Source organism: Gloeothece verrucosa PCC 7822, assembly GCF_000147335.1.
Lineage (GTDB): Bacteria > Cyanobacteriota > Cyanobacteriia > Cyanobacteriales > Microcystaceae > Gloeothece > Gloeothece verrucosa.
In genome coordinates this window covers 5,583,532-5,605,920 of the sequence record NC_014501.1, presented here as the reverse complement: position 1 = coordinate 5,605,920, position 22,389 = coordinate 5,583,532, and the positions used below count along the sequence as shown (strand labels likewise).

Annotated in this window: 22 protein-coding genes; 15 read left to right on the top strand and 7 right to left on the bottom strand. The window is 40.2% G+C overall.

Going from position 1 to position 22,389, the window contains the following annotated elements:
- Positions 1-21 precede the first annotated feature (21 nt).
- Positions 22-2,796, top strand: a complete 2,775-nt coding sequence (locus tag CYAN7822_RS25230) for a hypothetical protein (protein ID WP_013325089.1) — start codon at positions 22-24, stop codon at positions 2,794-2,796.
- Between the two features lie 206 nt (positions 2,797-3,002).
- Here CYAN7822_RS25230 and CYAN7822_RS25225 read toward each other — a convergent pair whose 3' ends face one another.
- Positions 3,003-3,356, bottom strand: a complete 354-nt coding sequence (locus CYAN7822_RS25225) for a hypothetical protein (RefSeq protein ID WP_013325088.1) — start codon at positions 3,354-3,356, stop codon at positions 3,003-3,005.
- Between the two features lie 660 nt (positions 3,357-4,016).
- Between CYAN7822_RS25225 and CYAN7822_RS37940 the strand changes: the two genes are divergently transcribed.
- From CYAN7822_RS37940 to CYAN7822_RS25215, 3 genes are read left to right on the top strand one after another with little or no spacing between them, the layout of a single operon-like run.
- Positions 4,017-4,169, top strand: a complete 153-nt coding sequence (locus CYAN7822_RS37940) for a hypothetical protein (protein ID WP_157871848.1) — start codon at positions 4,017-4,019, stop codon at positions 4,167-4,169.
- A gap of 44 nt (positions 4,170-4,213) precedes the next feature.
- The gene (locus CYAN7822_RS25220; RefSeq protein ID WP_013325087.1) at positions 4,214-4,549 is read left to right on the top strand and encodes a hypothetical protein; all 336 of its coding nucleotides are present in this window, start codon (positions 4,214-4,216) and stop codon (positions 4,547-4,549) included.
- A 35-nt stretch (positions 4,550-4,584) separates the two neighbouring features.
- Positions 4,585-4,920, top strand: coding sequence for a hypothetical protein (locus CYAN7822_RS25215; protein ID WP_013325086.1), 336 nt, complete (start codon positions 4,585-4,587; stop codon positions 4,918-4,920).
- Positions 4,921-5,223: 303 nt separating this feature from the next.
- Here CYAN7822_RS25215 and CYAN7822_RS25210 read toward each other — a convergent pair whose 3' ends face one another.
- Entirely contained in the window at positions 5,224-6,138 is a 915-nt protein-coding gene (locus CYAN7822_RS25210; RefSeq protein WP_157871847.1) for a tyrosine-type recombinase/integrase, read from the bottom strand.
- A gap of 397 nt (positions 6,139-6,535) precedes the next feature.
- Here CYAN7822_RS25210 and miaB point away from each other — a divergent pair, with 397 nt between their 5' ends.
- The 7 genes from miaB to CYAN7822_RS25175 all read left to right on the top strand — a co-directional run bounded on the left by miaB (position 6,536) and on the right by CYAN7822_RS25175 (position 15,604).
- On the top strand, positions 6,536-7,876 hold the full coding sequence (gene miaB / locus CYAN7822_RS25205) for a tRNA (N6-isopentenyl adenosine(37)-C2)-methylthiotransferase MiaB (RefSeq protein ID WP_013325084.1): 1,341 nt from the start codon (positions 6,536-6,538) through the stop codon (positions 7,874-7,876).
- Positions 7,876-9,555: an SLC26/SulP family anion transporter gene (locus tag CYAN7822_RS25200; RefSeq protein ID WP_013325083.1), complete on the top strand. Its 1,680-nt coding sequence runs from the start codon at positions 7,876-7,878 to the stop codon at positions 9,553-9,555. The genes miaB and CYAN7822_RS25200 overlap by 1 nt, the downstream gene beginning before the upstream one ends.
- Positions 9,556-9,729: 174 nt before the next feature.
- Complete coding sequence (locus tag CYAN7822_RS25195) at positions 9,730-10,740, top strand: ATP-dependent Clp protease proteolytic subunit (protein WP_013325082.1); 1,011 nt, start codon at positions 9,730-9,732, stop codon at positions 10,738-10,740.
- Between the two features lie 332 nt (positions 10,741-11,072).
- Positions 11,073-11,357, top strand: a complete 285-nt coding sequence (locus CYAN7822_RS25190; protein ID WP_013325081.1) for a hypothetical protein — start codon at positions 11,073-11,075, stop codon at positions 11,355-11,357.
- 50 nt (positions 11,358-11,407) lie between these two features.
- Positions 11,408-14,824 carry an NB-ARC domain-containing protein gene (locus CYAN7822_RS39620; protein WP_071881431.1) on the top strand — a complete coding sequence of 1,139 codons (3,417 nt, stop codon included), beginning with the start codon at positions 11,408-11,410 and terminating at the stop codon, positions 14,822-14,824.
- Between the two features lie 152 nt (positions 14,825-14,976).
- Complete coding sequence (locus CYAN7822_RS25180; protein WP_013325079.1) at positions 14,977-15,204, top strand: hypothetical protein; 228 nt, start codon at positions 14,977-14,979, stop codon at positions 15,202-15,204.
- Positions 15,197-15,604: a putative toxin-antitoxin system toxin component, PIN family gene (locus CYAN7822_RS25175; RefSeq protein WP_013325078.1), complete on the top strand. Its 408-nt coding sequence runs from the start codon at positions 15,197-15,199 to the stop codon at positions 15,602-15,604. The genes CYAN7822_RS25180 and CYAN7822_RS25175 overlap by 8 nt, the downstream gene beginning before the upstream one ends.
- Before the next feature lie 79 nt (positions 15,605-15,683).
- Here CYAN7822_RS25175 and CYAN7822_RS25170 read toward each other — a convergent pair whose 3' ends face one another.
- Entirely contained in the window at positions 15,684-15,938 is a 255-nt protein-coding gene (locus tag CYAN7822_RS25170; RefSeq protein WP_013325077.1) for a UPF0175 family protein, read from the bottom strand.
- Positions 15,939-15,979: 41 nt separating this feature from the next.
- On the opposite strand from CYAN7822_RS25170, the gene CYAN7822_RS25165 reads away from it, so the two are divergent.
- Positions 15,980-16,444, top strand: coding sequence for a DUF29 domain-containing protein (locus CYAN7822_RS25165; protein ID WP_013325076.1), 465 nt, complete (start codon positions 15,980-15,982; stop codon positions 16,442-16,444).
- Between the two features lie 67 nt (positions 16,445-16,511).
- Here the strand turns inward: CYAN7822_RS25165 and CYAN7822_RS25160 are convergent, their stop codons facing one another.
- The 3 genes from CYAN7822_RS25160 to CYAN7822_RS25150 form a co-directional block, all read right to left on the bottom strand.
- On the bottom strand, positions 16,512-17,303 hold the full coding sequence (locus CYAN7822_RS25160) for an SAM hydrolase/SAM-dependent halogenase family protein (RefSeq protein ID WP_013325075.1): 792 nt from the start codon (positions 17,301-17,303) through the stop codon (positions 16,512-16,514).
- A gap of 661 nt (positions 17,304-17,964) precedes the next feature.
- Positions 17,965-18,354 carry a hypothetical protein gene (locus tag CYAN7822_RS25155; protein WP_013325074.1) on the bottom strand — a complete coding sequence of 130 codons (390 nt, stop codon included), beginning with the start codon at positions 18,352-18,354 and terminating at the stop codon, positions 17,965-17,967.
- A gap of 46 nt (positions 18,355-18,400) precedes the next feature.
- Positions 18,401-18,700: a hypothetical protein gene (locus CYAN7822_RS25150; RefSeq protein WP_245602639.1), complete on the bottom strand. Its 300-nt coding sequence runs from the start codon at positions 18,698-18,700 to the stop codon at positions 18,401-18,403.
- 113 nt (positions 18,701-18,813) lie between these two features.
- Between CYAN7822_RS25150 and CYAN7822_RS25145 the strand changes: the two genes are divergently transcribed.
- Together CYAN7822_RS25145 and CYAN7822_RS25140 are read left to right on the top strand one after the other, a co-directional pair.
- Positions 18,814-19,944, top strand: a complete 1,131-nt coding sequence (locus tag CYAN7822_RS25145) for a glycosyltransferase family 4 protein (protein WP_013325073.1) — start codon at positions 18,814-18,816, stop codon at positions 19,942-19,944.
- A gap of 208 nt (positions 19,945-20,152) precedes the next feature.
- Positions 20,153-20,782 carry a cysteine dioxygenase family protein gene (locus tag CYAN7822_RS25140; RefSeq protein ID WP_013325072.1) on the top strand — a complete coding sequence of 210 codons (630 nt, stop codon included), beginning with the start codon at positions 20,153-20,155 and terminating at the stop codon, positions 20,780-20,782.
- 104 nt (positions 20,783-20,886) lie between these two features.
- On the opposite strand, the gene CYAN7822_RS25135 is transcribed toward CYAN7822_RS25140, so the two are convergent.
- Entirely contained in the window at positions 20,887-21,360 is a 474-nt protein-coding gene (locus CYAN7822_RS25135; RefSeq protein WP_013325071.1) for a CVNH domain-containing protein, read from the bottom strand.
- 521 nt (positions 21,361-21,881) lie between these two features.
- On the opposite strand from CYAN7822_RS25135, the gene CYAN7822_RS25130 reads away from it, so the two are divergent.
- On the top strand, positions 21,882-22,388 hold the full coding sequence (locus tag CYAN7822_RS25130; protein ID WP_157871846.1) for a general stress protein: 507 nt from the start codon (positions 21,882-21,884) through the stop codon (positions 22,386-22,388).
- Position 22,389: the final 1 nt, after the last annotated feature.

The window sequence follows — 22,389 nt, the reverse complement described above, 5'->3', positions numbered from 1 at the left end:
AATTTTATAGACTGGACAATCATGAATAACTCGCAATCCAACCAAGAGGCCAAAGTATTTTTCTTAGCAACCGATGCCGAATGGCAATCCTTTACAAACGAGCCTATCAGTGTGCAAGTTTCTTTAGAAAATGGGAATCGATATTTATTCCTAAATTCAACTCTCAAGTTGACTCATGAATTGCCTCTACAAGCTATTGAGTCCACCTGTGAAAGCTTGGGTATTAATTTAGTTTTGGCCGACCTTACTTCGGGTGATTTTGATTGTTTAAAGTACATCCTAGAAACTGAAATTCTGCCGAAAAAGTTAAACCTGTTAATGTTTTATAGCCCCAAGGATTTATTCTTACTGCATGGGTCTAATAATTTTAACCGTTTAGTTTTGCCAGAGCAATTTTTAGATGACCAAAAAGGTGATGAGTACCTAATTGGGGAGATAAGTCAAAAGAGAAATATCAAAGCAATCTACAAGCTGAAAGGACATACCATCAAGGTCAAAGATTTAAAAGGTTGGACAACTGGGAGCTTAAAAGCACTGGCTAGTTCTGTAGCTATTGAATTAGCTGACAAAGGCAAAATGGATGCTTATAAGACTAATATGGTTGCCGGTTTAATCAATGAGCCAGAGTCATTTATTGAGTATTCCATAGGAGATACCGATTGCTTACTTTCTATTTATCAGAAGTTTAGTGCAAATATCCAAAGCCTTCAATCACAAGCCCTAGAGTTGCCAGAAAGCACTTGCTTTACTTTGCAAAATATTCCAATGACTACAGGGTCTTTGGTAGCAAATAGCTTCAGAAAATACCTTGAGCATTCGATTGGCAATCCTGATGTAGCGGCTGTTGTATTCAGAAAACTAGGGGAGTTAAACCTATCCCAAGATACCTCACAATTGAAGAAAGCACAAGCCAACCGGGAGACTTTCTTAGGAATGGCAAACTCCCTTGAAAGCTTAAAATATATCTTGAATAACTGTAAAGATAGCCCTGAAATTAGCAAAATTTTAAAAGGGTTTTTAAATGCTGAATATGATACTTTAGCCTATTCTTTGGCCTCTCCCCAGGTACTAGGAAAAGATACAAAAACAACAACTGCTTATCTAGCTCCTGTTCATGGCGGTCGTGCATTGAATGAAATACCTAACGAGTATCGGTTAACCAATGTGCTTGATGCTGATTTGACGTCAGCTTATGCGACTGCCATGAACAACCTAATTTACCCAATAGGACGACCTCGGATTGAATCTTTTACGGCTAATCAACAACGCACAACTCTTAAAGAAGTGCTAAAACAAATAGAGGGTAAAGCAACGCCTGGCTGTTGGGTAATTGTTGTTTCTGGAAAGTTGCCGTTTAGCCAAGACTTGATTATGTCAAAAGTAGTCACGGCTAAAGAAATTAATAAGGCAATGATTGGAGGTAATGATGATAACGACAATGATGACAATGACTTATCAAAAATACCAGGCTCTATTGTTCACCTCAGAAGGGAAATTGTTAACGGAATTATCACAGAAGACATCCTTAAAGTTATCAAAGCAGTTGCTTCTAATACTGAATATAAAGCTTTCCTAAGCTTAGAAGTTGTCTCTATGGCGTACCATTTGGAAGCTGACCGGTATGACGATTTTGAAGCTTGGACTGATGCAATTCTTAAAGACCAGGGTTCCGTTAAAGCAGTCAAGGGTAATGTTGTAGATACACGGACTTATGCTTGGTTTGCTTTGCCTTTGTCCAAGGTTTTTGGTAAACTAACAGACGAACGTAAAGCAATCAAAAAGCAGGCCAAAGGACTGAAACCTTTAGTTGATGCAGGTGATTTAGAAGCTAAAGTGTCTTATGATAAACTTCACTCTGACCAGGAGGCCCGGAAGTTATTTATTAATACTGGGTATGGAACTTTAGCATCAGTTTATTTTGCAACTGCTAACTCCATTGTAGGGAATAATATTACGGCCAAAGTAAGGGTAAATGCCTGGATGATGTCTAAAGCCTTAAGATGCCCCCAGGTGATAACAGACGGTGGATTATTCAGCCCAGAAAAAGTGAGATTTTTCAAAGAAGGTATTCAAATTAAATTGCCTTCATTAAACACATTGGCCCACCCTGAGTTACTGGATAAACACCGTTCAATTGCCCTAAAATCAATGGCTAATAAAAATTGGTCTGAGCTATTTCAAAGGGCAATAGATAGCCCTACTGAAACTATCAACATTTTCCAAGAGGCCAAAGCAGAGGAATTAACTAATGACCATATTAACAAATTTTGGTCAGCATGGGGTCTTGAATTAACTTTTGGGATTGAATTAAAAATAGGACATGAATCAGTGGCTGCCTCTTACATGGGCAAAGCCGACTATTGCCTGAAGAAACCAGACGGTAGTTATGAATTCAAAATCAGAGGAGCTAAAGAGTTTACTGAGCATGAATTAAAGTCTCACCCAAAGTTTGAAATATTACGTCGGGTAGCAGATGGGCTTGATGATATTTCTGATATTATTCTAGAGTATAATAACACCTATTTACTCAAAATTGGTCGCTATCAAGAGGCCAATAAGTCAACGGGCTGGCAACATATCAAAGGTTTACTCCCTGGGGAACAAGTAGTTGAACTGAGAAGCTACAAAATGAACAATAGTTTTGTCCATATAGATATGTTGGAAGAGTACAAAAAGATTGAACGCAGGGGTCGCACTACTAACAAAGAAGGCTTATTTGAGCGCTATTTTAATGAAGGCTGGGCCGCAACTTTAAGGCATGCCCTGGCCGGTAAGTTGAATAACAAAGCTCGATAAAAAATTATAAGGCCCCCCAAAGTTGGAGGGCTTTTATTTTGCTAATCGACTGGAAATCTAATGTTTCTTTTATTATAACCCTTCAGGAACCAATCAGTCGCCAGGGGTATTTTTAAGTTCAAAATAGACCCTTATAACTTCAGGGCCTTGTTTTTAAATAGTGGGGTAACTTATAGATACTTAATACCCTGACTTAATGGCCAAGGTTAAACAGTGTAAGCCTTTACAAATGTAGGGTGAAACTGGAATTTATCCACCAGTTCCTGTTGAGAAACTCCTAGCCGGATGAGGTTTATTAACCAACTCAACATTGAGTCATGAGGCAAAATATAGTAATAGGGATAACCTTTAGTTTCATCTTTAGTAGGGGCAAAACTAATATTTAAATCTCTGGGGTCAAATTGCCGCTTGATAATATAACAGGCCAACTCTGATAACCCAAAAGTTTCTGAGGCTTCAATTAGGGTTGACTCCCCATTTAAGAAATGCTTAATATCTTCCCATTGGTTATTATCCAAAGCATGCACTTCTTCTAAAGCTTTAAGGAATCTTTCTTGCATAATCGATTAGCAACTGTGGTGTATATACTATTAGGGGCTAAATCGCAACCGAGGGTTTAATATATAGTTCCCATTGTTTTCTATAGGTTAATTGGCAGTCACAATACTTGTCCGGTCAGCCCTAAATTAAATTTTAAGGCACTTTATTGTTACGTTAAGTGATTTGGGTTCCAACGCTGCCTAAGTGTGTTATGGGCCAAAATTAAACAGTACGCTTTTAGTACACTTTTTTAGATGTTCTTGCCAGTACATAGTTACTCATGCCCGTGAGCTTTTGGGTTAAATTTTGGATAATTGGGAAATTTCCCCAACCCGTCCCGTGCCAGTCATTTTGGTTAAAAAACACTAGACGGGACGATTCTGAAAGCTTACACCGTATAGCTTCCGCCACTTTGTCTTTTAATAAGGGGAAAAGCGGCCCCTTATTTTATGGTTAAGTTTGGGTAATCTTTTACCTGTATTACTACTTCGTAACCCCTCAAGTTTCAGGGCACGAGAGCAAATCCCAGACACCAAATAGCCCGAAAATAAACCCATAAAAACCCCGTGTTTGTCTTGCAGTCATTTAAGAGTCCAACTAATAGACTGCCTCGATATTTTAAAGTGACATACTCCCGGCTAACTATAGGAACTATATATTAAAGTTATGGATTAAATAAAGTGGGTAAACCAACTAATAAGCCCAGAGATAAACAAATCAGAATTTTTATTGATGCCCAAACTTTTGAGGCTATTCAAACCAAGATGAAAGCAGAAAATTTAAGCATTTCTACCGCTGCTTATCAACTGATAAAGAAAGCTTTAGAAGCTTAAGACTTTGATTACCTCTTGAACCATTTACTTAAGGACAATTACCAATGACTAACCAATATAAAGAAGATGACTTAATTCGGATCTACTTTGATGAAGCCCTCCCAGTTGGACCGGTTACCCTTGATTTCTATAGCTGGGACCTAAGCGGATACTTTTTTAAAGCTAAAGATGTCTTAAAAACTGTGGAATTAGAAGCCCAACCGGAGGTACTGGATAAGCTAAGTTGGACTATAAAAGCTTTCTGGCACAATCTAAATGGTGAAGATGAGGTTGTTGATGTAATTACCATAAGGAGCGCTTTTCAGTTTTGGAAAAATTATGACCATCCAATAGCTAAAGGAATCACTGAGGCTGCAATTAAGGCTAACATTTTTGAGTAAAAACTTTTTGTAAACTTACTTGAGTAAAGAAAACTATGGCTACTTTAAATTTAGACGGTTATTTAAAAGTTTCTACCTTTCCAGCTAAATTAGGGACTGACTTAATAACAAGCTTTTTAGACAGTGAAGGTAACAGATGGCTTGATTTAAATGACGTATTAGTCTTAACTGAATTACATGAGGAAAATGCTTTAGAGCGACCTGAAACCCGATTAGGCGTTTATCAAATTTATCCAAAGGGGACTGTAGTTGTTGAGTTATGTGCTGTTGGTGATATTTATGAATTTTTAAGAAAGTGGACTGCTAAAAATTATAAACATCAGGCTGTTATGATAGCTCTTGATTTAATAAATTGGTTAGATGTGGATTAATTTTAAGCACCCCCCAAAAATAACAAAGGGTCGCTTCTAAAGTGGCCCTTTAACTTTTGGTTTACGGTCTAGTAGCGGTAGTGCTAATACCTATAGTAGCAAAGGTCCACTAAAACGTCCAAAAGCTATACAGGTCAAGCATTTGTCGGTGCTTCCCGGATAAACAAAGCAAAATGAGTGGTTGAGCAACGTCGCTAAAATTTGCCCAATTCGCTCTAAAACCTCTTATATCGTGTCCAACAGGCTTAAGCTTATGTTTATAAGGCTACACTCATTCAGCAGCCTTATAGCTCGTCTGGTCGCTTAGAAATAATCTTTCATTACTATTTGAGAGACAACTCCTGCGTAGTTAGTTATCAAGGTATTAATACTATGACCACCCTGATTTGCTACTTGAGCAAGGCTGTAGCCGTTCTCTAACAATTGTGACAATCGGGTGCTTCTCAGTTTATAAAGTTTAGTCCTGGGCAGACCCGCGTTTTTCAGTCTCTTGTGCCAAACTTCTCTTAACCCGATTAAACTAATGGGCTGGCCCTTGGTATTGGTGAAAACTAGCGCATCGGGGTCAACCTTTTGGGGTTTCAAATTGCGGAATAATTCAGATGCCTTGGGTGAAAGAAAAACCCGGCGCGACTTTCGGTTCTTCGTTGGGCCAATCTTTTTATCCTTTGTCAATTGGGAGTCAATCAGGATATATCCCTCATCTAAAAATACTTTGCCCCAGCGTAATCCTAAAAGTTCACTAGGCCTTGCCCCTGTTAAAGCCAGTAAATTAAACAATGGCCCATAATGACTACCGGAGACAGCTTCTAAAATAGCCTTCAGTTGGTCTAAGCTCAAAGGCTCTACATCGGGTTTTTGGTAACGGGGTCGCTTGATATTTTTGAACAACGGGGAAACCTGCTTAAGCGCTGTCAAATAAACCCCAGCGCTTGAGGACTTGACAGAAGCTACTATGGTATTATAAAATGCCAGTGCTTGCCTTTCATTATTGATTGGTTGCGAATAACCCCGAAGTTTGGACAAAACGTTTCTTTTAGCATTAGTCGGAGTCTGTTGGTATTCCAGAGTTAGGGCCTCAATCAGTGATTCTTTTGAGTAGCTTAGAGGAACTTCTCCAGTTTTTACCATAGCTCTGTAAGTTTCCAAGCTTGGGTCAAAGCAGCCGGCATTAGAATCTCTGTAGATTCTGATACCCAGTTCAGTTGCTTTAGCCATATCTGGTGGATTGCCCCATTTGCCACAGTAGATAGATTTGTACTGTTTGTTCATAGGGACTCTGATTCTAACGCGGTCACCACATTGTTGAGGTTCTAAGGGTTTCTTCAAAGGTTTCATAATCAAAACTCCAAACGTAAGCTAGAGACAATTTCTGAGACATTTATAGACGTATTATGCAGCGTCCCTAGCAGAGAATGTAATCCGGACTATATTCTGACTTTTATCGGGCATGCTATGGTAACTGGCAAACCAAAGGCATTCATTACAAGTTGAAACAAAAAAACGTTGTCATGCCCAAGAATTGTAAAAAATTAATTTTCGACTCCGCCGTTAAGAGCGAAGTTTTATAATAAAAGATCGGACTGCATAAAAAACCCCTGATCACAACAACACAATGACTACTTCAGAACGCCGTTACCATATCACCACCTTTGGCTGTCAGATGAATAAAGCTGACTCAGAACGTATGGCAGGCATACTAGAAGACCTGGGCTATCAGTGGTCAGAAGACCCCAATGAGGCAGATCTCGTTCTTTATAACACCTGCACCATTCGGGATAATGCCGAACAAAAAGTCTATTCTTATTTGGGTCGTCAAGCCAAGCGCAAACACGAAAAACCCGACTTAACCCTCATTGTAGCCGGTTGCGTGGCTCAACAAGAAGGAGAAAAACTGCTGCGGCGAGTACCTGAATTAGATTTAGTCATGGGGCCTCAATATGCCAACCTACTACAAGACTTATTAAAACAGGTAGAAGATGGCCATCAAATTGTCGCCACTGAACCCATTCACATCGTTGAAGATATTACTAAACCCCGTCGAGAAAGTCGCGTTAGCGCTTGGGTAAACGTTATCTATGGCTGTAACGAACGCTGTAGCTATTGTGTTGTCCCTAACGTCCGAGGGGTAGAACAATCTCGCACTCCCCAAGCTATTCGCGCGGAAATGGAAGAATTAGGCAGACAGGGATATAAAGAAATTACTTTACTCGGACAAAATATTGATGCCTATGGGCGAGACTTACCCGGAGTCACTGCAACCGGAAGACATTTACATACCTTGACAGATTTACTTTATTATGTTAATGATGTCCCCGGCATAGAAAGAATTCGTTTTGCCACCAGTCATCCCCGCTATTTTACAGAGCGTTTAATCGTAGCTTGTAAGGAATTACCCAAGGTTTGCGAACATTTTCATATTCCTTTCCAATCAGGCGATAATCAAATTCTCAAAGCCATGAAACGGGGTTACACACAGGAAAAATATCGGCAAATTATCGAGAAAATTCGCTCTTTAATGCCTGATGCGTCTATTAGTGCCGATGCGATTGTCGGATTTCCGGGAGAAACCGAAGAACAATTCGAGAATACCCTAAAACTGGTGGATGATATAGGCTTTGATCAACTGAATACGGCGGCTTATTCACCTCGTCCAGGCACACCAGCCGCACTCTGGGATAATCAATTAAGTGAAGAAGTGAAAAGTGATCGCCTACAACGTCTTAACCATTTAGTAGGCATCAAAGCGGCAGAGAGATCACAGCGATATTTAGGACGAACAGAGGAAGTTTTAGTCGAAGAAGTGAACCCGAAAAATCCTACTCAAGTGATGGGAAGGACAAGAGGAAATCGTTTAACTTTTTTTGAGGGAGATATTAATCAATTAAAAGGGCAAATAGTGTCAGTAAAAATTACTGAAGTACGTCCTTTTAGTTTAAGTGGTAAAATCGTTTAATGACTAAACTGATGCCAGGCTTAAAACGATTAAAGTCTTACCAAACAGCTTGGTTAAAAGCCGATCTATTAGCAGGAGTGACAGTAGCGGCTTATCTCATTCCTCAATGTATGGCCTATGGAGAATTAGCCGGGGTAGAACCTGTAGTAGGACTATGGGCAATTTTACCACCTATGATGCTTTATACCTTATTTGGGTCATCTCCTCAACTATCTGTGGGTCCAGAATCTACCACTGCGGTAATGACAGCCGCCGCTATTTCTGCTTTAAGCGTTAGCGATGGAAGCAACTATGCAAGTTTAGCGTCGGTACTGGCCGGAGTAGTCGGACTGGTGTGTATCATTGGTTATGGGTTTCGCTTAGGATTTTTGGCTAACTTGCTGTCTAAGCCGATTTTAATCGGTTATATGGCAGGAGTCGCAATCATTATGATTTCAGGCCAACTCGGCAAAATTAGCGGGATTTCCTTGAAATCAGAAACAGTCTTAGGAGAAGTAAGGGAATTTTTCGCAAAAACAGACCTAATTCATGGGCCCACATTGATCTTAGCCCTATTAGTATTAGTTTTTTTATTTACCATTGCGCGTTATTTTCCCAATGCGCCCGGGCCACTATTTGCCGTATTACTAGCAACCGGAGCAGTCGCTCTTTTTAAATTAGATCAATATGGGGTCGCAGTGGTAGGGACAATTCCAGCCGGGTTACCTCATTTTGCCCTGCCGGTTATCCCGGTTGAGGAATTTGTGCCCTTGATAGCCTCAGCTATTGGTATTGCTATAGTGGGTTATTCAGATAATGTGTTAACCGCAAGAGCATTTGCCAGTCGTAATCACTACAAAATTAATGCAAATCAAGAACTATTAGCTTTAGGAATTGCTAACTTAGGCAACGGATTGATGCAGGGTTTTCCTATTAGCAGTAGTGGGAGTCGTACTACTATTGGAGATTCTTTAGGAACTAAAAGTCAAGTATTCTCTTTAGTGGCTTTAATAGTGGTTGTTTTTGTCTTATTATTTTTACGCCCTGTGCTGGCACTTTTTCCTAAAGCCGCATTAGGAGCAATAGTCATTTATGCCGCTACTAAATTAATAGAAATCCCCGAATTTATCAGACTAAAAAATTTCCGACGTACTGAATTAGCCCTTGCCCTAGCTACAAGCTTTGGCGTTTTATTCACAGATATATTAGTGGGTGTAGCTATTGCTGTGGGATTATCTATATTAGATTTATTTGCTCGTGTTGCTCATCCCCACGACGCAGTTTTAGGGGAAGTACGAGGAATGCCAGGATTGCATGATATCGCTGATTGGAGCGACACTAAAACCATTCCTGGATTAGTGCTATATCGTTATGATGCGCCGCTATGCTTTGCCAATGTAGAAGATTTTAAGCGGCGAGCAATGGAGGCCATCGAAGCAGAAATTGAGCCGGTAGAGTGGTTCGTTTTAGACACAGAGGCAATTGTAGAATTAGATATTACTGCGGTGGATACTTTAGAAGAATTTTATAATGAACTGAAACAGCGAAATATTACCTTAGCGATGGCACGAGTGAAACAAGATTTATATGTACAACTTCAACGCTCTGGACTTTTAACATTAATAAGTTCTGATCATGTTTATTTTACTCTTCATACTGCCATCATAGGATTTTATGAGCGGCACGAAACAGAAAATTGATGATTCATTTAGGACAAAAAGGCCGTAATCTTGAAATTAAGCTTAAAATTTTCTAGATCTATAGCCATTTGCTCATTCAATGAGTTACAGTTGATTAGGCTAAAAATTTAATAAAAAACTGATTTTATTCCTCAATTGTGCTACCCCATTTCCTTTTGACTCTTGAAAGCAACTATGACTGAACATCTATCTTCCAACAAAAAAGTCAATCAGCCGCCTGTTTTTTTTGAAGAAACGCAAAATTTAATTAGCCATTTACAGGAAAAATTAAATTCAACCGTTTTAGTGTATTGGACTTCGCCGGTGGGAAGTATTTGTCAAAATGATGTAGAAGCCTTACAAGATATATTACAAAAAATCGGCTTTCAAAAGGAAATTTATTTATTTCTAAAATCTAATGGCGGCTCAGGATTAGCCTCTTTAAGAATCGTTCATTTATTGCGGCATTATACCGAATGCTTAAAAATTTTAATCCCTCTAGGTTGTGCCTCTGCGGCAACCATGATTGCTCTAGGAGCCGATGAAATTTATATGGGTCCGTTAGCCTTTTTAACAGCTATAGATACCTCTATTACTCATGATTTATCGCCAGTAGATACGTTTAATAATTTAGTATCCGTCAGTCAAGACGAATTAACGCGAGTCATTAATCTTTGGCGCAAGGAAGCTAAAAGTGATGATAGTAACCCCTATCAAAGCTTATTTAATTATATTCATCCTTTAGTAGTTGGGGCAGTTGATAGAGCGAGTTCTCTTTCCATTAAAGTTTGTACAGAAATCCTATCATATCATATTAAAGATAAATATAAAGCCGAAAAAATCAGTAATCATTTAAATTCTGAATATCCATCTCATAGTTATCCTATTACCATTGAAGAAGCCAAAAGAATTGGATTGCCCATACTGCCGTTAGAACCCGAAATCAATAAACTCTTATTAAACCTCAATAAATATTATTCAGAAATGGGGCAAAAAGCTTTTACCTATTTTGATGAACAGAATTATCATAATAATGAAATTCTAAATATTTTAGAAGGAGAAAATATTCAGGTATATTACCAAAATGACGTAGACTGGCACTATCGCCCTGAAGAAAGACGGTGGTCACGCTTAAATGATGACAGTTCTTGGCGCAAAACAGAACGAAAAGGCGATCAAATAGAGCAAACATTATTCTATATTTAGCTGACAAAAAAACCCTACACCCGCACATGGTGACGACAAAAGCCCCTACACCCGCATATGGTGAGGCTACACGAACAAAGCCTGCCTACGCAGGCTCAATATTCTCACAAATAACCTCTCAGCGTTCTCCTCTGCGGCTGGAGCGGCTCTGCGCGAAAATTAAAATCAAAATAGGCAGTCGAAAATTCAAGTTTTTTTAGTTAACTTTCATTGCTGACAAATCAGGATTTTATAGCTATAACAAAAATAGAGAGCTAAATCAAACAAAAGAATGTTAAACTTGAGCCCCGCTGTCCAGGAGAAGACAATAAGGCAGGTATAGGGAAAAACCAATGACCGAAACTCCTAAAGAGCGTTTAAAACTGCATACAACACTCAACGCCATTACTCCTGAACAGTTGGATGGGATAATTTTTACCCTCAAGCCACCCCCAGGAATTATACCCCCTTTTCCTGCATCACAAGGGCAGCGAGTAACGGCATTATTAAATTGGGCTGAGTCTCCTGGTGGATGTAAGTTGGAACCAGTAGAGCAAATTTTGAATGATATTATTTCACGGACTCGCAGTACAGTAGAGTATCCTGGTGAACTAAAAAAAAACCTCGATTTAACTTAGCGCATCGTTTACCTACCTATTTTGTCGAGCGCCCAGAACAGAGTCAAGCGATCAAACAAAAGTTACTCGATGATAACACCGCTCAGACCGGAACATTAGTCATCAGTGCAATTTATGGGTTAGGGGGTATTGGGAAATCTACCTTAGCCGCCGCTTTATGCTACGAGCCGGCGGTACAGTCACATTTTCCCGATGGTATTCTCTGGGCGACTTTAGGACAAGAACCGGATTTATTGTCTTTAGTTTGTAGCTGGATAGAAAGACTTGGAGATTATAGCTATAAACCGACTACTGTAGAAGTCGCATCAATACACCTGCGGACGTTACTTTATGAGCAGTCGGTATTGTTAGTAGTGGATGATGTATGGAACCCTGAAGATGTAGAACCTTTTCGGGTAGGGGGTGCGGGTTGTCGGGTGTTGGTGACGACGCGAGAAGCGAAAATATTGGGAGCAGAACGGTATGATTTAGATGTGATGACTCCAGAACAAGCAGAAGCGTTACTGACTCATGCTTGGCGGGCAAAGTTGACAGAAAAGCAAAAAAAACAGGCTCAAACTTTAGCGAAAACTGTAGGTTATTTACCGTTAGCGTTGGAATTAGCGGCGGCTCAAGCGGCTGATGGGGTATCCTTGAGAGAGTTAATTGAAGATTTACAAGGGGAAACAGCAAGGTTAGAAACTTTAGATCTTTATGGCGCGGAAGATATACCCCAAGAAGAAAAGCGGAAAAAATATAGTCTTTTGGCTTCTTTTAATCTCAGTTTGGGACGGTTATCAAAGGATTATTTAGATAAGTTTGCTTGGTTAGGAATAGTGCCAGAAGATGTAAGCATTACTTCCCAGATGGCGGCTACTCTCTGGAATTGTCAACCTCGAAAGGCGCGGGAGAGTTTGCGATATTTACGGGCTAAGGCGTTATTATTATCAGGAGTATCCACAGAAGAAGAGTCAAGTTATCGCCTTCATGACTTAGTACATGATTTAGCCCGAAAAAAGTTAACCGAATTAGGGTTATCCCTAGAAGCCGCACATCAACAGTTTTTAAATTATTATCGCGCAAAGACTGAAGGGGGGTTATGGCATACTCTCCCCGATGATGGGTATATTCATGCTCATCTCACTTGGCATTTACAAAAGGCGGGTTTATCAGCAGAAATACACCAGTTATTACAGGAAGAAACGGAAGAGGGGGCTAATGGGTGGTATTGGGCTTGTGATAGCTTGGGGAAAACGAGTATCTTTATGCAAGATGCGGCTCAAGCTTGGGAGTTGGCAGATGAGAAGGAATGGGAGGGAGTCGGGTTACAGGTTCGTTATGCTTTGATTACGTCGAGTTTGAATAGTTTGGCGGGGAATATTCCCCCTGAGTTAATGGCGGCTTTAATTGAGCAGAAAAAATGGACACCCGCCCAAGGTTTAGCATACACTTTGCAGATACAGGATCAGAAAAAATTGGCTGAAGCTATAGCCGCTATAGCTCCTTATTTACCTTCATCCTTACTTTCTGAAGCGGTTTCTGTGGCTCGCTCGATAGAGGATGAAAAATACCGAGCTTTTACATTGAGAAAACTGGTTGCTCATCTAGCAAAAGTATCCATCGAGGAAGCGGTTTCTCTTGCTCGCTCTATCAAGGATAAGATTGACCGAGCTATTGCATTGAGAGAACTGGTTGCTCATCTGGCAAAAGTATCCATCGAGAAAGCGGTTTCTGTTGCTCGTTCTATCGAGCATGAGTTTGACCGAGCTATTGCATTGAGAAAACTGGTTGCTCATCGGCCAGAATTAATCGAGGAAGCGGTTTCTCTTACTCGCTCTATCGAGAATAAGTTTTATCGAGCTATTGCATTGAGTGAACTGGTTGCTCATCGGCCAGAATTAATCGAGGAAGCTATATCTGTAGCTCGCTCTATCGAGGATGAGTTCGACCGAGCTATTGCCTTGAGAAAACTGGTTGCTCATCGGCCAGAATTAATCGAGGAAGCTATATCTGTAGCTCGCTCTATCGAGGATGAGTTCGACCGAGCTATTGCCTTGAGAGGACTGGTTGCTCATCGGCCAGAATTAATCGAGGAAGCTATATCTGTAGCTCGCTCTATCAAGGATGATATTTACCGAGTTTTTGCCTTGAGAGGACTGGTTGCTCATCGGCCAAAATTAATCGAGGAAGCTATATCTGTAGCTCGCTCTATCGAGTCTGAATATTTCCGAGCTAGAGCCTTAAGTGAACTGGTTGCTCATCGGCCAGAATTAATTGAGGAAACGGTTTCTCTTACTCGCTCTATCAAGGATAAGTCTTACCGAGCTAGAGCATTGAGTGAACTGGTTGCTCATCTGGCAAAAGTATCCATTGAGGAAGCGGTTTCTCTTGCTTGCTCTATCGAGTCTGAATATTTCCGAGCTAGAGCATTAAGTGAACTGGTTGCTCATCGGCCAGAATTAATTGAGGAAGCGATTTCTCTTGCTCGCTTTATGGAGGATGAGTATGACCGAGCTAGTGTATTGAGAGAACTGGTTGCTCATCTGGCAAAAGTATCTATCGAGGAAGCGGTTTCTCTTGCTTGCTCTATCGAGTCTGAATATTTCCGAGCTAGAGCCTTAAGTGAACTGGTTGCTCATCTGGCAGAAGTATCCATCAAGGAAACTGTTTGTCTTGCTCGCTCTATCGAGTCTGAATATTTCCGAGTTTTTGCATTGAGTGAACTGGTTGCTCATCGGCCAGAATTAATCGAGGAAGTGGTTTCTGTTGCTCGCTCTATCGAGGATGAGTTCGACCGAGATGATGCATTGAGTAAACTGGTTGCTCATCTGGCAGAAGTATCCATCAAGGAAGCGGTTTCTCTTGCTCGCTCTATCGAGTCTGGGTATCTCCGAGCTAGTGCATTAAGGGAACTGGTTGCTCATCTGGCAGAAGTATCCATCGAGGAAGCGGTTTCTGTTGCTCACTCTATCGAGTTTGGGTATCTCCAAGCTAGTGCATTGAGTGAACTGGTTGCTCATCGGCCAGAATTAATCGAGGAAGCGGTTTCTCTTGCTCGCTCTATCGAGGATGAGTTCGACCGAGCTAGTGTATTGAGAGAACTGGTTGCTCATCTAGCAAAAGTATCCATCGAGAAAGCAGTTTGTTTTGCTCGCTCTATCAAGGACAAGTCTGACCGAGCTAGAGCATTGAGTGAATTGATTGCTCATCAGCCAGAATTAATCGAGGAAGCTCTATCTGTGGCTCGATCAATTAAAGATAAATTAAAACGTGCCGCAACCTTTAGCAAAATGCTACCTCAAATAATTTCTACAGGAATCAACTTTGCTCTCTGGAAAGAAATACTACACCTATTAGCCTGTCGTGAGCGCCGAGACTTCTTGCAAGATATAAAAAATTTAACTCCTGTCATCCTTCAGTTTAGCGGCAAAGAAGCTATAAAAGAAGTTTTTCGAGCAATTCAAGATGTCGGGCGTTGGTGGAACTAAATTGCTAGTTTTGACACAAAACACCGACAACCAAAGGACTAGAGCAAATACTCCGACAAATGCGATCGCTCAGTGCCACTTCGTGATCGCTCAAACAAAAAGAAATGTTATAATAATAAATTAATATATATTTGTTATTTTTCATTAAAACAATGGCAATTATTACAATTGAAGTTGACGAAGAGATTAAGACAGCTTTTGAAGGCGCGACTCCTGAGACACAACAACAGTTAAGCTCAATTATTCAATTATTTTTTCGCAAAAACTTACAAACTAAAACCTTAACAGAGGTTATGGCAGAGATTTCTGATCGGGCACAAAAAAGAGGTTTGACTCCTGAGATTTTGCAAAATATTTTAGCCGATAAAGATGATGATTAAAATAGTAATAGATACTAATGTTTTGATTAGTGCATTGCTATTTAAAAATTCTATCCCTTTTGAGGCTGTAAAATTAGCGGAGAAAAAAGCTATTATTTTATACTCTCAAGCAACATTAGATGAATTAGAGCAAGTTCTATATCGTAAAAAATTTAACAAGTATCTTTCTTTAGAAGAAAGGCAATTATTTTTGCTAAAATTCATGACTTCATCAGAATTTGTTTCTAGCACCGAAACAATAACAATTTGCCGAGATGAAAAAGATAATAAATTTTTAGAATTAGCCGTTAGCGGTAATGCTAATATCATTGTAACAGGAGATTTAGATTTGTTAGTTTTAAATCCTTTTCAAACCATAGAAATTATAACTCCTGATGTGTTTATTAATCAATATTCATGAGGCAGGTAGTGTCTCAACTTGAAATAAATTTAGCCACAAAACTTGAAGATCATTTGCTAGATTTAAAATTGGGGATGTGTTACTGACGGCGGGCATAGGCAAGATCGTCTTCCAATTCCTCAGAGCTATAGTGCCGCACAACATCCCGTTGGGCAAGCAGCCGCCCAAATTCGTACTTATCCATCTGAGCTAATTCTCTAGCTTTGCCGAAGGATAATAACTCTTGGCAGTAAAGAGCAACAGCTAACTCATGTAAAAGTTCTTGTTCGATGCGCTTTTCTGGTAGACGAAGTGCCTGGAGAATGGAATCGGGAATAGAGATCTGTAAGCTCATGATTTAGGATGTAATATCAAAAATATCAATTTAAAATAAAAATGATTAATACCTACGAGACTGATTATACCTTATGGAAACAGGCACAGATCGCCGCATTAGCCCGTAAAGATTGGGATGCCGTTGATGTTGAGCATTTAATAGAAGATTTAGAAATCGGAGATCCGAGAAAAACTTTAAGAAGCAACTTAATTATTTTGATTGCCCATCTGATCAAACTATACGTTCAAAGGGATGCTCCTGACTGGATGACAAACAGTTGGTATAATTCCATTGACGAACATCGGGCTAGAATTCGTAATGAGATCCAAGACGGAATATTAAGCCGCTACTTCCCCGAAGCAGTAGAAATTGTTTACCCTGAAGCTAGAAAATTAGCTATTCTTGAAGGTAAACGGGCTGATGGACGAAAAGTCAAAAAACGTCTAGAGTCTGAGTATCCCACGCGGCTTCCGGATGGTTGGTTGGAAAAATTGCTCTTAGATGGCTGGTATCCCGTGCAATAAAACCTCGACAGTGAAGACGAGAGAGCTATATCAAATATTTTAGGTCACGACTGCCCCAAAGATTTGTTCAAATCACCTGATAACTCACCACCTGATTAACTTTTGGCTTGCCAAAGCGCCGCCAAGCGCTACCCCCTCTCAAAAACAACTCCATCCATCTAAGCGGCGGCTTACCTTCTACCTGCCAGCCGGAACTTCCCGGTGCAAAAGCCAACGTTCCCTCAGACACCTGAAAACTTCCATCAGAATACACCGCATCACTCACCAAATCTCCCACCCGCACAATAACCTTAGTTTGGGGTTTTAACTCCACCCTATCAGCCACTATGGTGGTCTTAATATTACCATACCCATCTACCCAAGCGATGCGATCTCCTGGATAATCCGGGATTTGCTCGGGAAAAATCTGTTCTCCTAATAAACTAACATCGCCTTGAACAATAGCGGCTGCCCCTTGAGGAAAAACATCCCGCGAGCGAAACTGAGAGCCGCCCCTTGACACCTTAATTGTGTATATCGATTCAGCAATATCTTTAATAAAAGACAGGGTATAACCCGCCCAAACGCCAACCACTTTAACTCCATTGGGCAATAGCGCATACGTCAACCCTTCCCCCTCATTATTTTGACGGGCTTCTAAATCATCCTTACGAGGGGCACAATTATGATAAATCAAGCGGTTATCTGGGCCAGGATTTAACCCTAATTGAGCAATCCAAAAACCCGTTGCTAAAGTGCTAAACGGGGGCACCGAAAGACAATGAATTTGTCCATCAGGGATATGTTGTAACAACCGTTGACTCACTTCAGCAAAAGCAGGGTCATTGGTTCCGTAATCAGCAATCAAATGAATTAACATCGGTTTTAGACAGCCTCAACTTACCTTAGATGATACTCAGGTAAGGTTAAAACTTCAATAAGAAAATAGATAGAATCTATAGCGTCTGATATTTTAAAAAGCAATAGTGATATTCCGACAAACTCACTTAAATTTTAACAAAACTTCATTAAGAGTAACATTGTTATCAAATGATAACAGCATCACTCGAGCTTAAGTGACGCTTTCTGCAATAAATAGAACAATAACACTGGTGCTGAAAGCCAAAAATAAGTAATAAGTTTTACTACTTATTGCCAACTAACTGCTATCATTAAAAGTAGGACACGTTGTGTCTCTATATTCTCTGTGAATTGGTGGAAAGAAGGACTGGAGAACTTTCTCTTAGTCCTTTTTACAATAAAAGACATCCTTTTTTTATCTATCTAAAGAGAGGTTTTAGGATAATCGAGAATAATTCTAATTAGAGAGCCAAGGAAAGATAGGGTTTTTAGATGAATTGTTCCTCTGTCAAATTGACAAATATTTTCAGAACAAAGAAATCAAGAGAAATCTTCAAAAAATCTTCAGAATTATTCTCTATAATTCTTCTAGGACTATTCAACTGTACTTAATTGCTTTGCTTAAGGACTAATCCTGGTGCTGCTCTTGGGGGTAGCACTTTTTACGCCTATTTATTATTTTAATACCTTCTAGCAGGTAAAACGAGACTAACACCGGTAGCCGGACAACCCGCCACAGCAGCAAGATTAATGGGTGGATTCCCGATTCCCGATTCAATATAGACATAAGCTAGATCAATCCCCGCATTATTGACCTGTACTTGCCAAAAATTTTCATAGCCAACGGTTCCGGCGGCAAGAGACTGCACCAATACCTGTTGAGGTAGCTTTTCTCCACAGGGTTCGCACAGGTAATATAAAGTTTGTCCAACCTGTAAACGAGATACAGCCAGTATAGCTTGTTCTTTAGTAATATAAGAACATTGATCGGCAAAAGCCGGTAAACTCAAAAGAGCCGTTGCACCTAGACTCAGAGAAAATATTTTCAATACTATTGTTGCTTTGCTCATTGTTTTCGTTGACTTCTCCGCGCCGATCTGCGGACGCGGATTCTTCTTAAGAGATTTTAATCCTTAAAGGGTTAGCCAAAAACCCGCTAGACACTCGCTCAAAATCGAGTCTGTGTTTACTTTTAACCAAAATGTTAGCACTGCCATTTATGTCTGCTGAAACGATATGTTTATCCTTTGTCTGATACAATCCCCGTTTAATTCTCTTTCCAGAAAACTTCGGTTTACTGGGGTTATCAGCATTGTAAACAGGTATTTCATCTCGGTCATAAAAACTGGCTCTAGACGAGTAAGACTCTTCTTGCTCAAAGTATTCAATCCCATAGCGAGAACACAAGGAACTCAATTTTTGTCTCAATTGCCAAAAGGGAATCTGAACAAAATTTTGATTGTTACACTTTCCAAGTTAAATGTAAAGCCGCTCTCTTATGGGCGGGGTTTCAAACCCAGGAATTTTCGATGAATAAACCTGTTGCTCATATTTTCGTTTTTCTAGAAATTTTTGCCCAAGAAGGCGGCATACAGTCTTATATTAAAGATGTCCTGCGGGCTTACTGTGCTAATGGTCTTCCGGGTCGTACAGAAGTGTTTTTACTGCGGGATGAACCGGGATGTGATAATCCTTTTGAAGATTTTCTGAGTTTTCATTATCTAAAAACCTTACCTCCTTGGAAAGGACGATTAAAATTAGCGTTATCTGTGCTAGGGTGTTTGATTAAGCATCGCCCTGAGCGGGTTTTTTGCGGTCATATTAATCTTGCTCCCTTAATTCGGCTTTTGTGTCAACCGTTAGGCATTCCCTACACAGTCTTAACCTATGGGAAAGAAGTTTGGCAACCGCTACCTACCCCACAACGTCAAGCACTTCAAGCCGCTTCTCATATTTGGACCATTAGCCGCTATAGTCGAGATCGCCTGACTCAAGCCAATGAGATCGATCCTCAAAAAGTGGAAATCTTACCCTGTGTGGTAGATGAGAAAAAATTTTTTCCTGCTGAAAAACCCCCAGAACTGATCAATAAATATGGGTTAGCGGGTGCCTTAGTTTTAATGACGGTAGCGCGGCTATGGTCAGGGGATATTTATAAGGGAGTGGATGTGACCATTCGTGCCCTGCCTAAAATTTTATCAACTTTTCCCCAGGTTAAATATTTAGTCATTGGTCGTGGAGACGATAGGCCGCGTTTAGAGCAATTAGCACAAGCGTTAGGGGTTGCTGATCGAGTTGTGTTCGCGGGTTTTGTGCCTACAGAAGACCTAGTTAATCATTATCGGGTAGCAGATGCTTATATTATGCCCTCTCAAGAGGGGTTTGGGATTGTTTATTTAGAGGCGCTGGCCTGTGGTATTCCCGTTTTATCGGGCGATAGCGATGGAAGTGCTGATCCCTTGCAGGATGGGCGTTTAGGATGGCGTGTTCCCCATCGAGACCCTGATGCTGTGGCTGAGGCAGTCTTAGAAATTTTACGAGGCGGCACAGGCCGTTGTGACGCTCAGTGGTTGCGGCAAGAAACGCTCGAACAATTTAGTCAGGAAACCTTGAAAAAAAAGCTCAAACAATTGTTAATTACTAATGCAAATTTTTCATAATATTTCTGTATTAATTATTAAAAATATTCCTTTAGGGTTCAGAGAAATAATAAACTGAATAGGAGTTAACTTATTCTTTTCACTCCCTATTTCCTGATTTTGTAACTTTAATTACTTTTGATTACTCCAAGTCAGGTAAATTTGAAATTGAGTCAAAAGCCAGTAAGTTTTTGCAGAAGATTTCTTGCAAATAAGTCAAGTAAATTTTATGAAAATTCAAGATTGGCTGGTAACAGAAAGCGGCAACTGTTTGTTATATCCTTCCCCGAAAGAGTGGGACTTATTGATAGAAAGTGATGAGTATCGTCTCTATCGATTTCTCACTGAGTTAGAAGATATTATGAATGAAGCACTGATCAAAAGGCAAGCAGAAGAAGAGTTTCTGCCAATTTTACGACGTTTAGTCCGCAAGCTACTGCTAAAATCTTACTGGGTAAGGACTCAAGTGCCGAGCTTAAGTCCGGAGGCTCAATTAGCGATTAATATGCTGTACGATGAGCCGGGTTTTCCCATCACAATACAAGCGGAAATTATGGCCCCGGGAAGTTGTACATCGATTCATAATCATGGGACTTGGGGAGTGGTTGCCACCCTAAAAGGTGAGTCTAAAAATATTTTTTGGAAGAGAGTCCCGAGCGAAGAATTCCCTGATAAAATTGAGCGAGTCGGAGAACAGATTTTACTGCCTGGGGAAATTATTAGTTTTACCACAGAAGCTATTCATAGTGTAGAAGCTATAGGAGACGAGCCAACTATCACCTTAAATCTTTATGGGGATACCAATGGATCAAAACGATTTGAATTTGATCCGCTTAACCATCAGGCGAAAAAATTTTAAACTCTTTAAAGTTCAAAAAACTAAGTAATTCTCGTCGCCGTCGCCAAGAATTAGAAGAAGAAACCCCCTCTGTTAAACACAGAGGAGATACTAATCACCCAAAACTATTCGTATTGAAGAGTACCGTCACGGTTAACGATATGCTCATCTAAGTCAAGGAATGCTGCAATCTCTTTAGGATTGGGAATGATGAACTTGCCATCATCTCCTCTTTTGGTGTCTCTGAGACACACACCCTCAAGAGTGCCAGGATAAGATACGGTTAAATCATAGCAAGACAAGCCAAAATTACTCTTGCTTCCCGCCCAGGCTAAGACTCCATCTACATTACCGATATAGGGATTTAAATCAAGAGAGGTTTCTACTTCGCTACCGTTTAATTTTTGACAATATGCTGACAAAATCGGTTTACCGATGGTATTGAGATCAGAGTCATCGTTATGGGTAATCTTAATGTCTGTACAGGTTTTGCTAAATTCACCGGTTGCCCAGGCCATGCCTGTAACTAAATTCATTGACACACATAAAGTCAATAAAAAGGTGAAAGTAATTCTTAATAAGCGTGAAATGTTTTTCATATTTTTTAACCTCAAAGAAAAAATTGATGGAAAATTCTTGGGGAAGTGCTAAGTGTCTGTGAGCAACAGCACGAGTTCGCTACAGAAATTACTGCCGCCGCAATGAGCTTTAAAAGAAGCCGCACTGCCATAGGGTTATCACCATCCTTTTAAAACTAGATGATCAACCTCTAAGCATTTATCGGAATTAGAAATTTTTTAGGTAAGCACGCACAGCGAAACGGATCTTTGCGAGATCGCTGCGGACTTAACTTATAGTTTAATAGCTCTTGGAGCCATCGACTACCTATAATCTCATCGGCGAGCTAAAAAACGCAAGGTAAAATAAGACATTTAAGAAAATTGTTCAGAGGACAGTTAAGACAGTTAAGACAGTTAAGACAGTAGAGACATTTTAAAATACACCATAAAAACACGCCAAGTCTGTTGCCTTTGGTTATCTCAGGAAAGGCAGAGGTTAATCGCCAGAAAAACCTTTAAGATCGATGATGGCGTTATTATTAAAATTTGTAAAAAAGTATATGGTAACACAACAACTCCAACAGATAGTCGGGCGTTTTCCCAGTCGTGAAAATGCTGAAGCGGCGCTCAATCAATTGAAGGAAAAAGGTTTTAACGTTGATCAAATTACGATTTTAGCCAAAAATGACGAAGCCGCCAAAAAACTCACCTCTACGGTGAGTCATGAACCTCAAAAGCAAGGAGATCTAGGGGGTGCTATAGCCGGGGCGATTACCGGGGTAGGGACAGGTTTCTTTACCGGGGGCTTATTGGGTGCCCTGAGTATAAAAATTTTTTCTGAACAGACTCCTGTCGATAACGTGGGGGCTATCTTTATCCATGCTTTAGCGGGTGCGGTTATTGGTATGGCTGGATGTGCTTTAAGCGGTGCGCTGATCGGTGCGGCATTAAGCAAAAAACCGGCAATATCTGAGAATTTACCCGAGGATAAGGACGATAACTATTTACTGGTGCTGGAAGGTTCCGAAGACAACATCCGTCAAGCCCAAGGAATTTTGAGTAAATAAC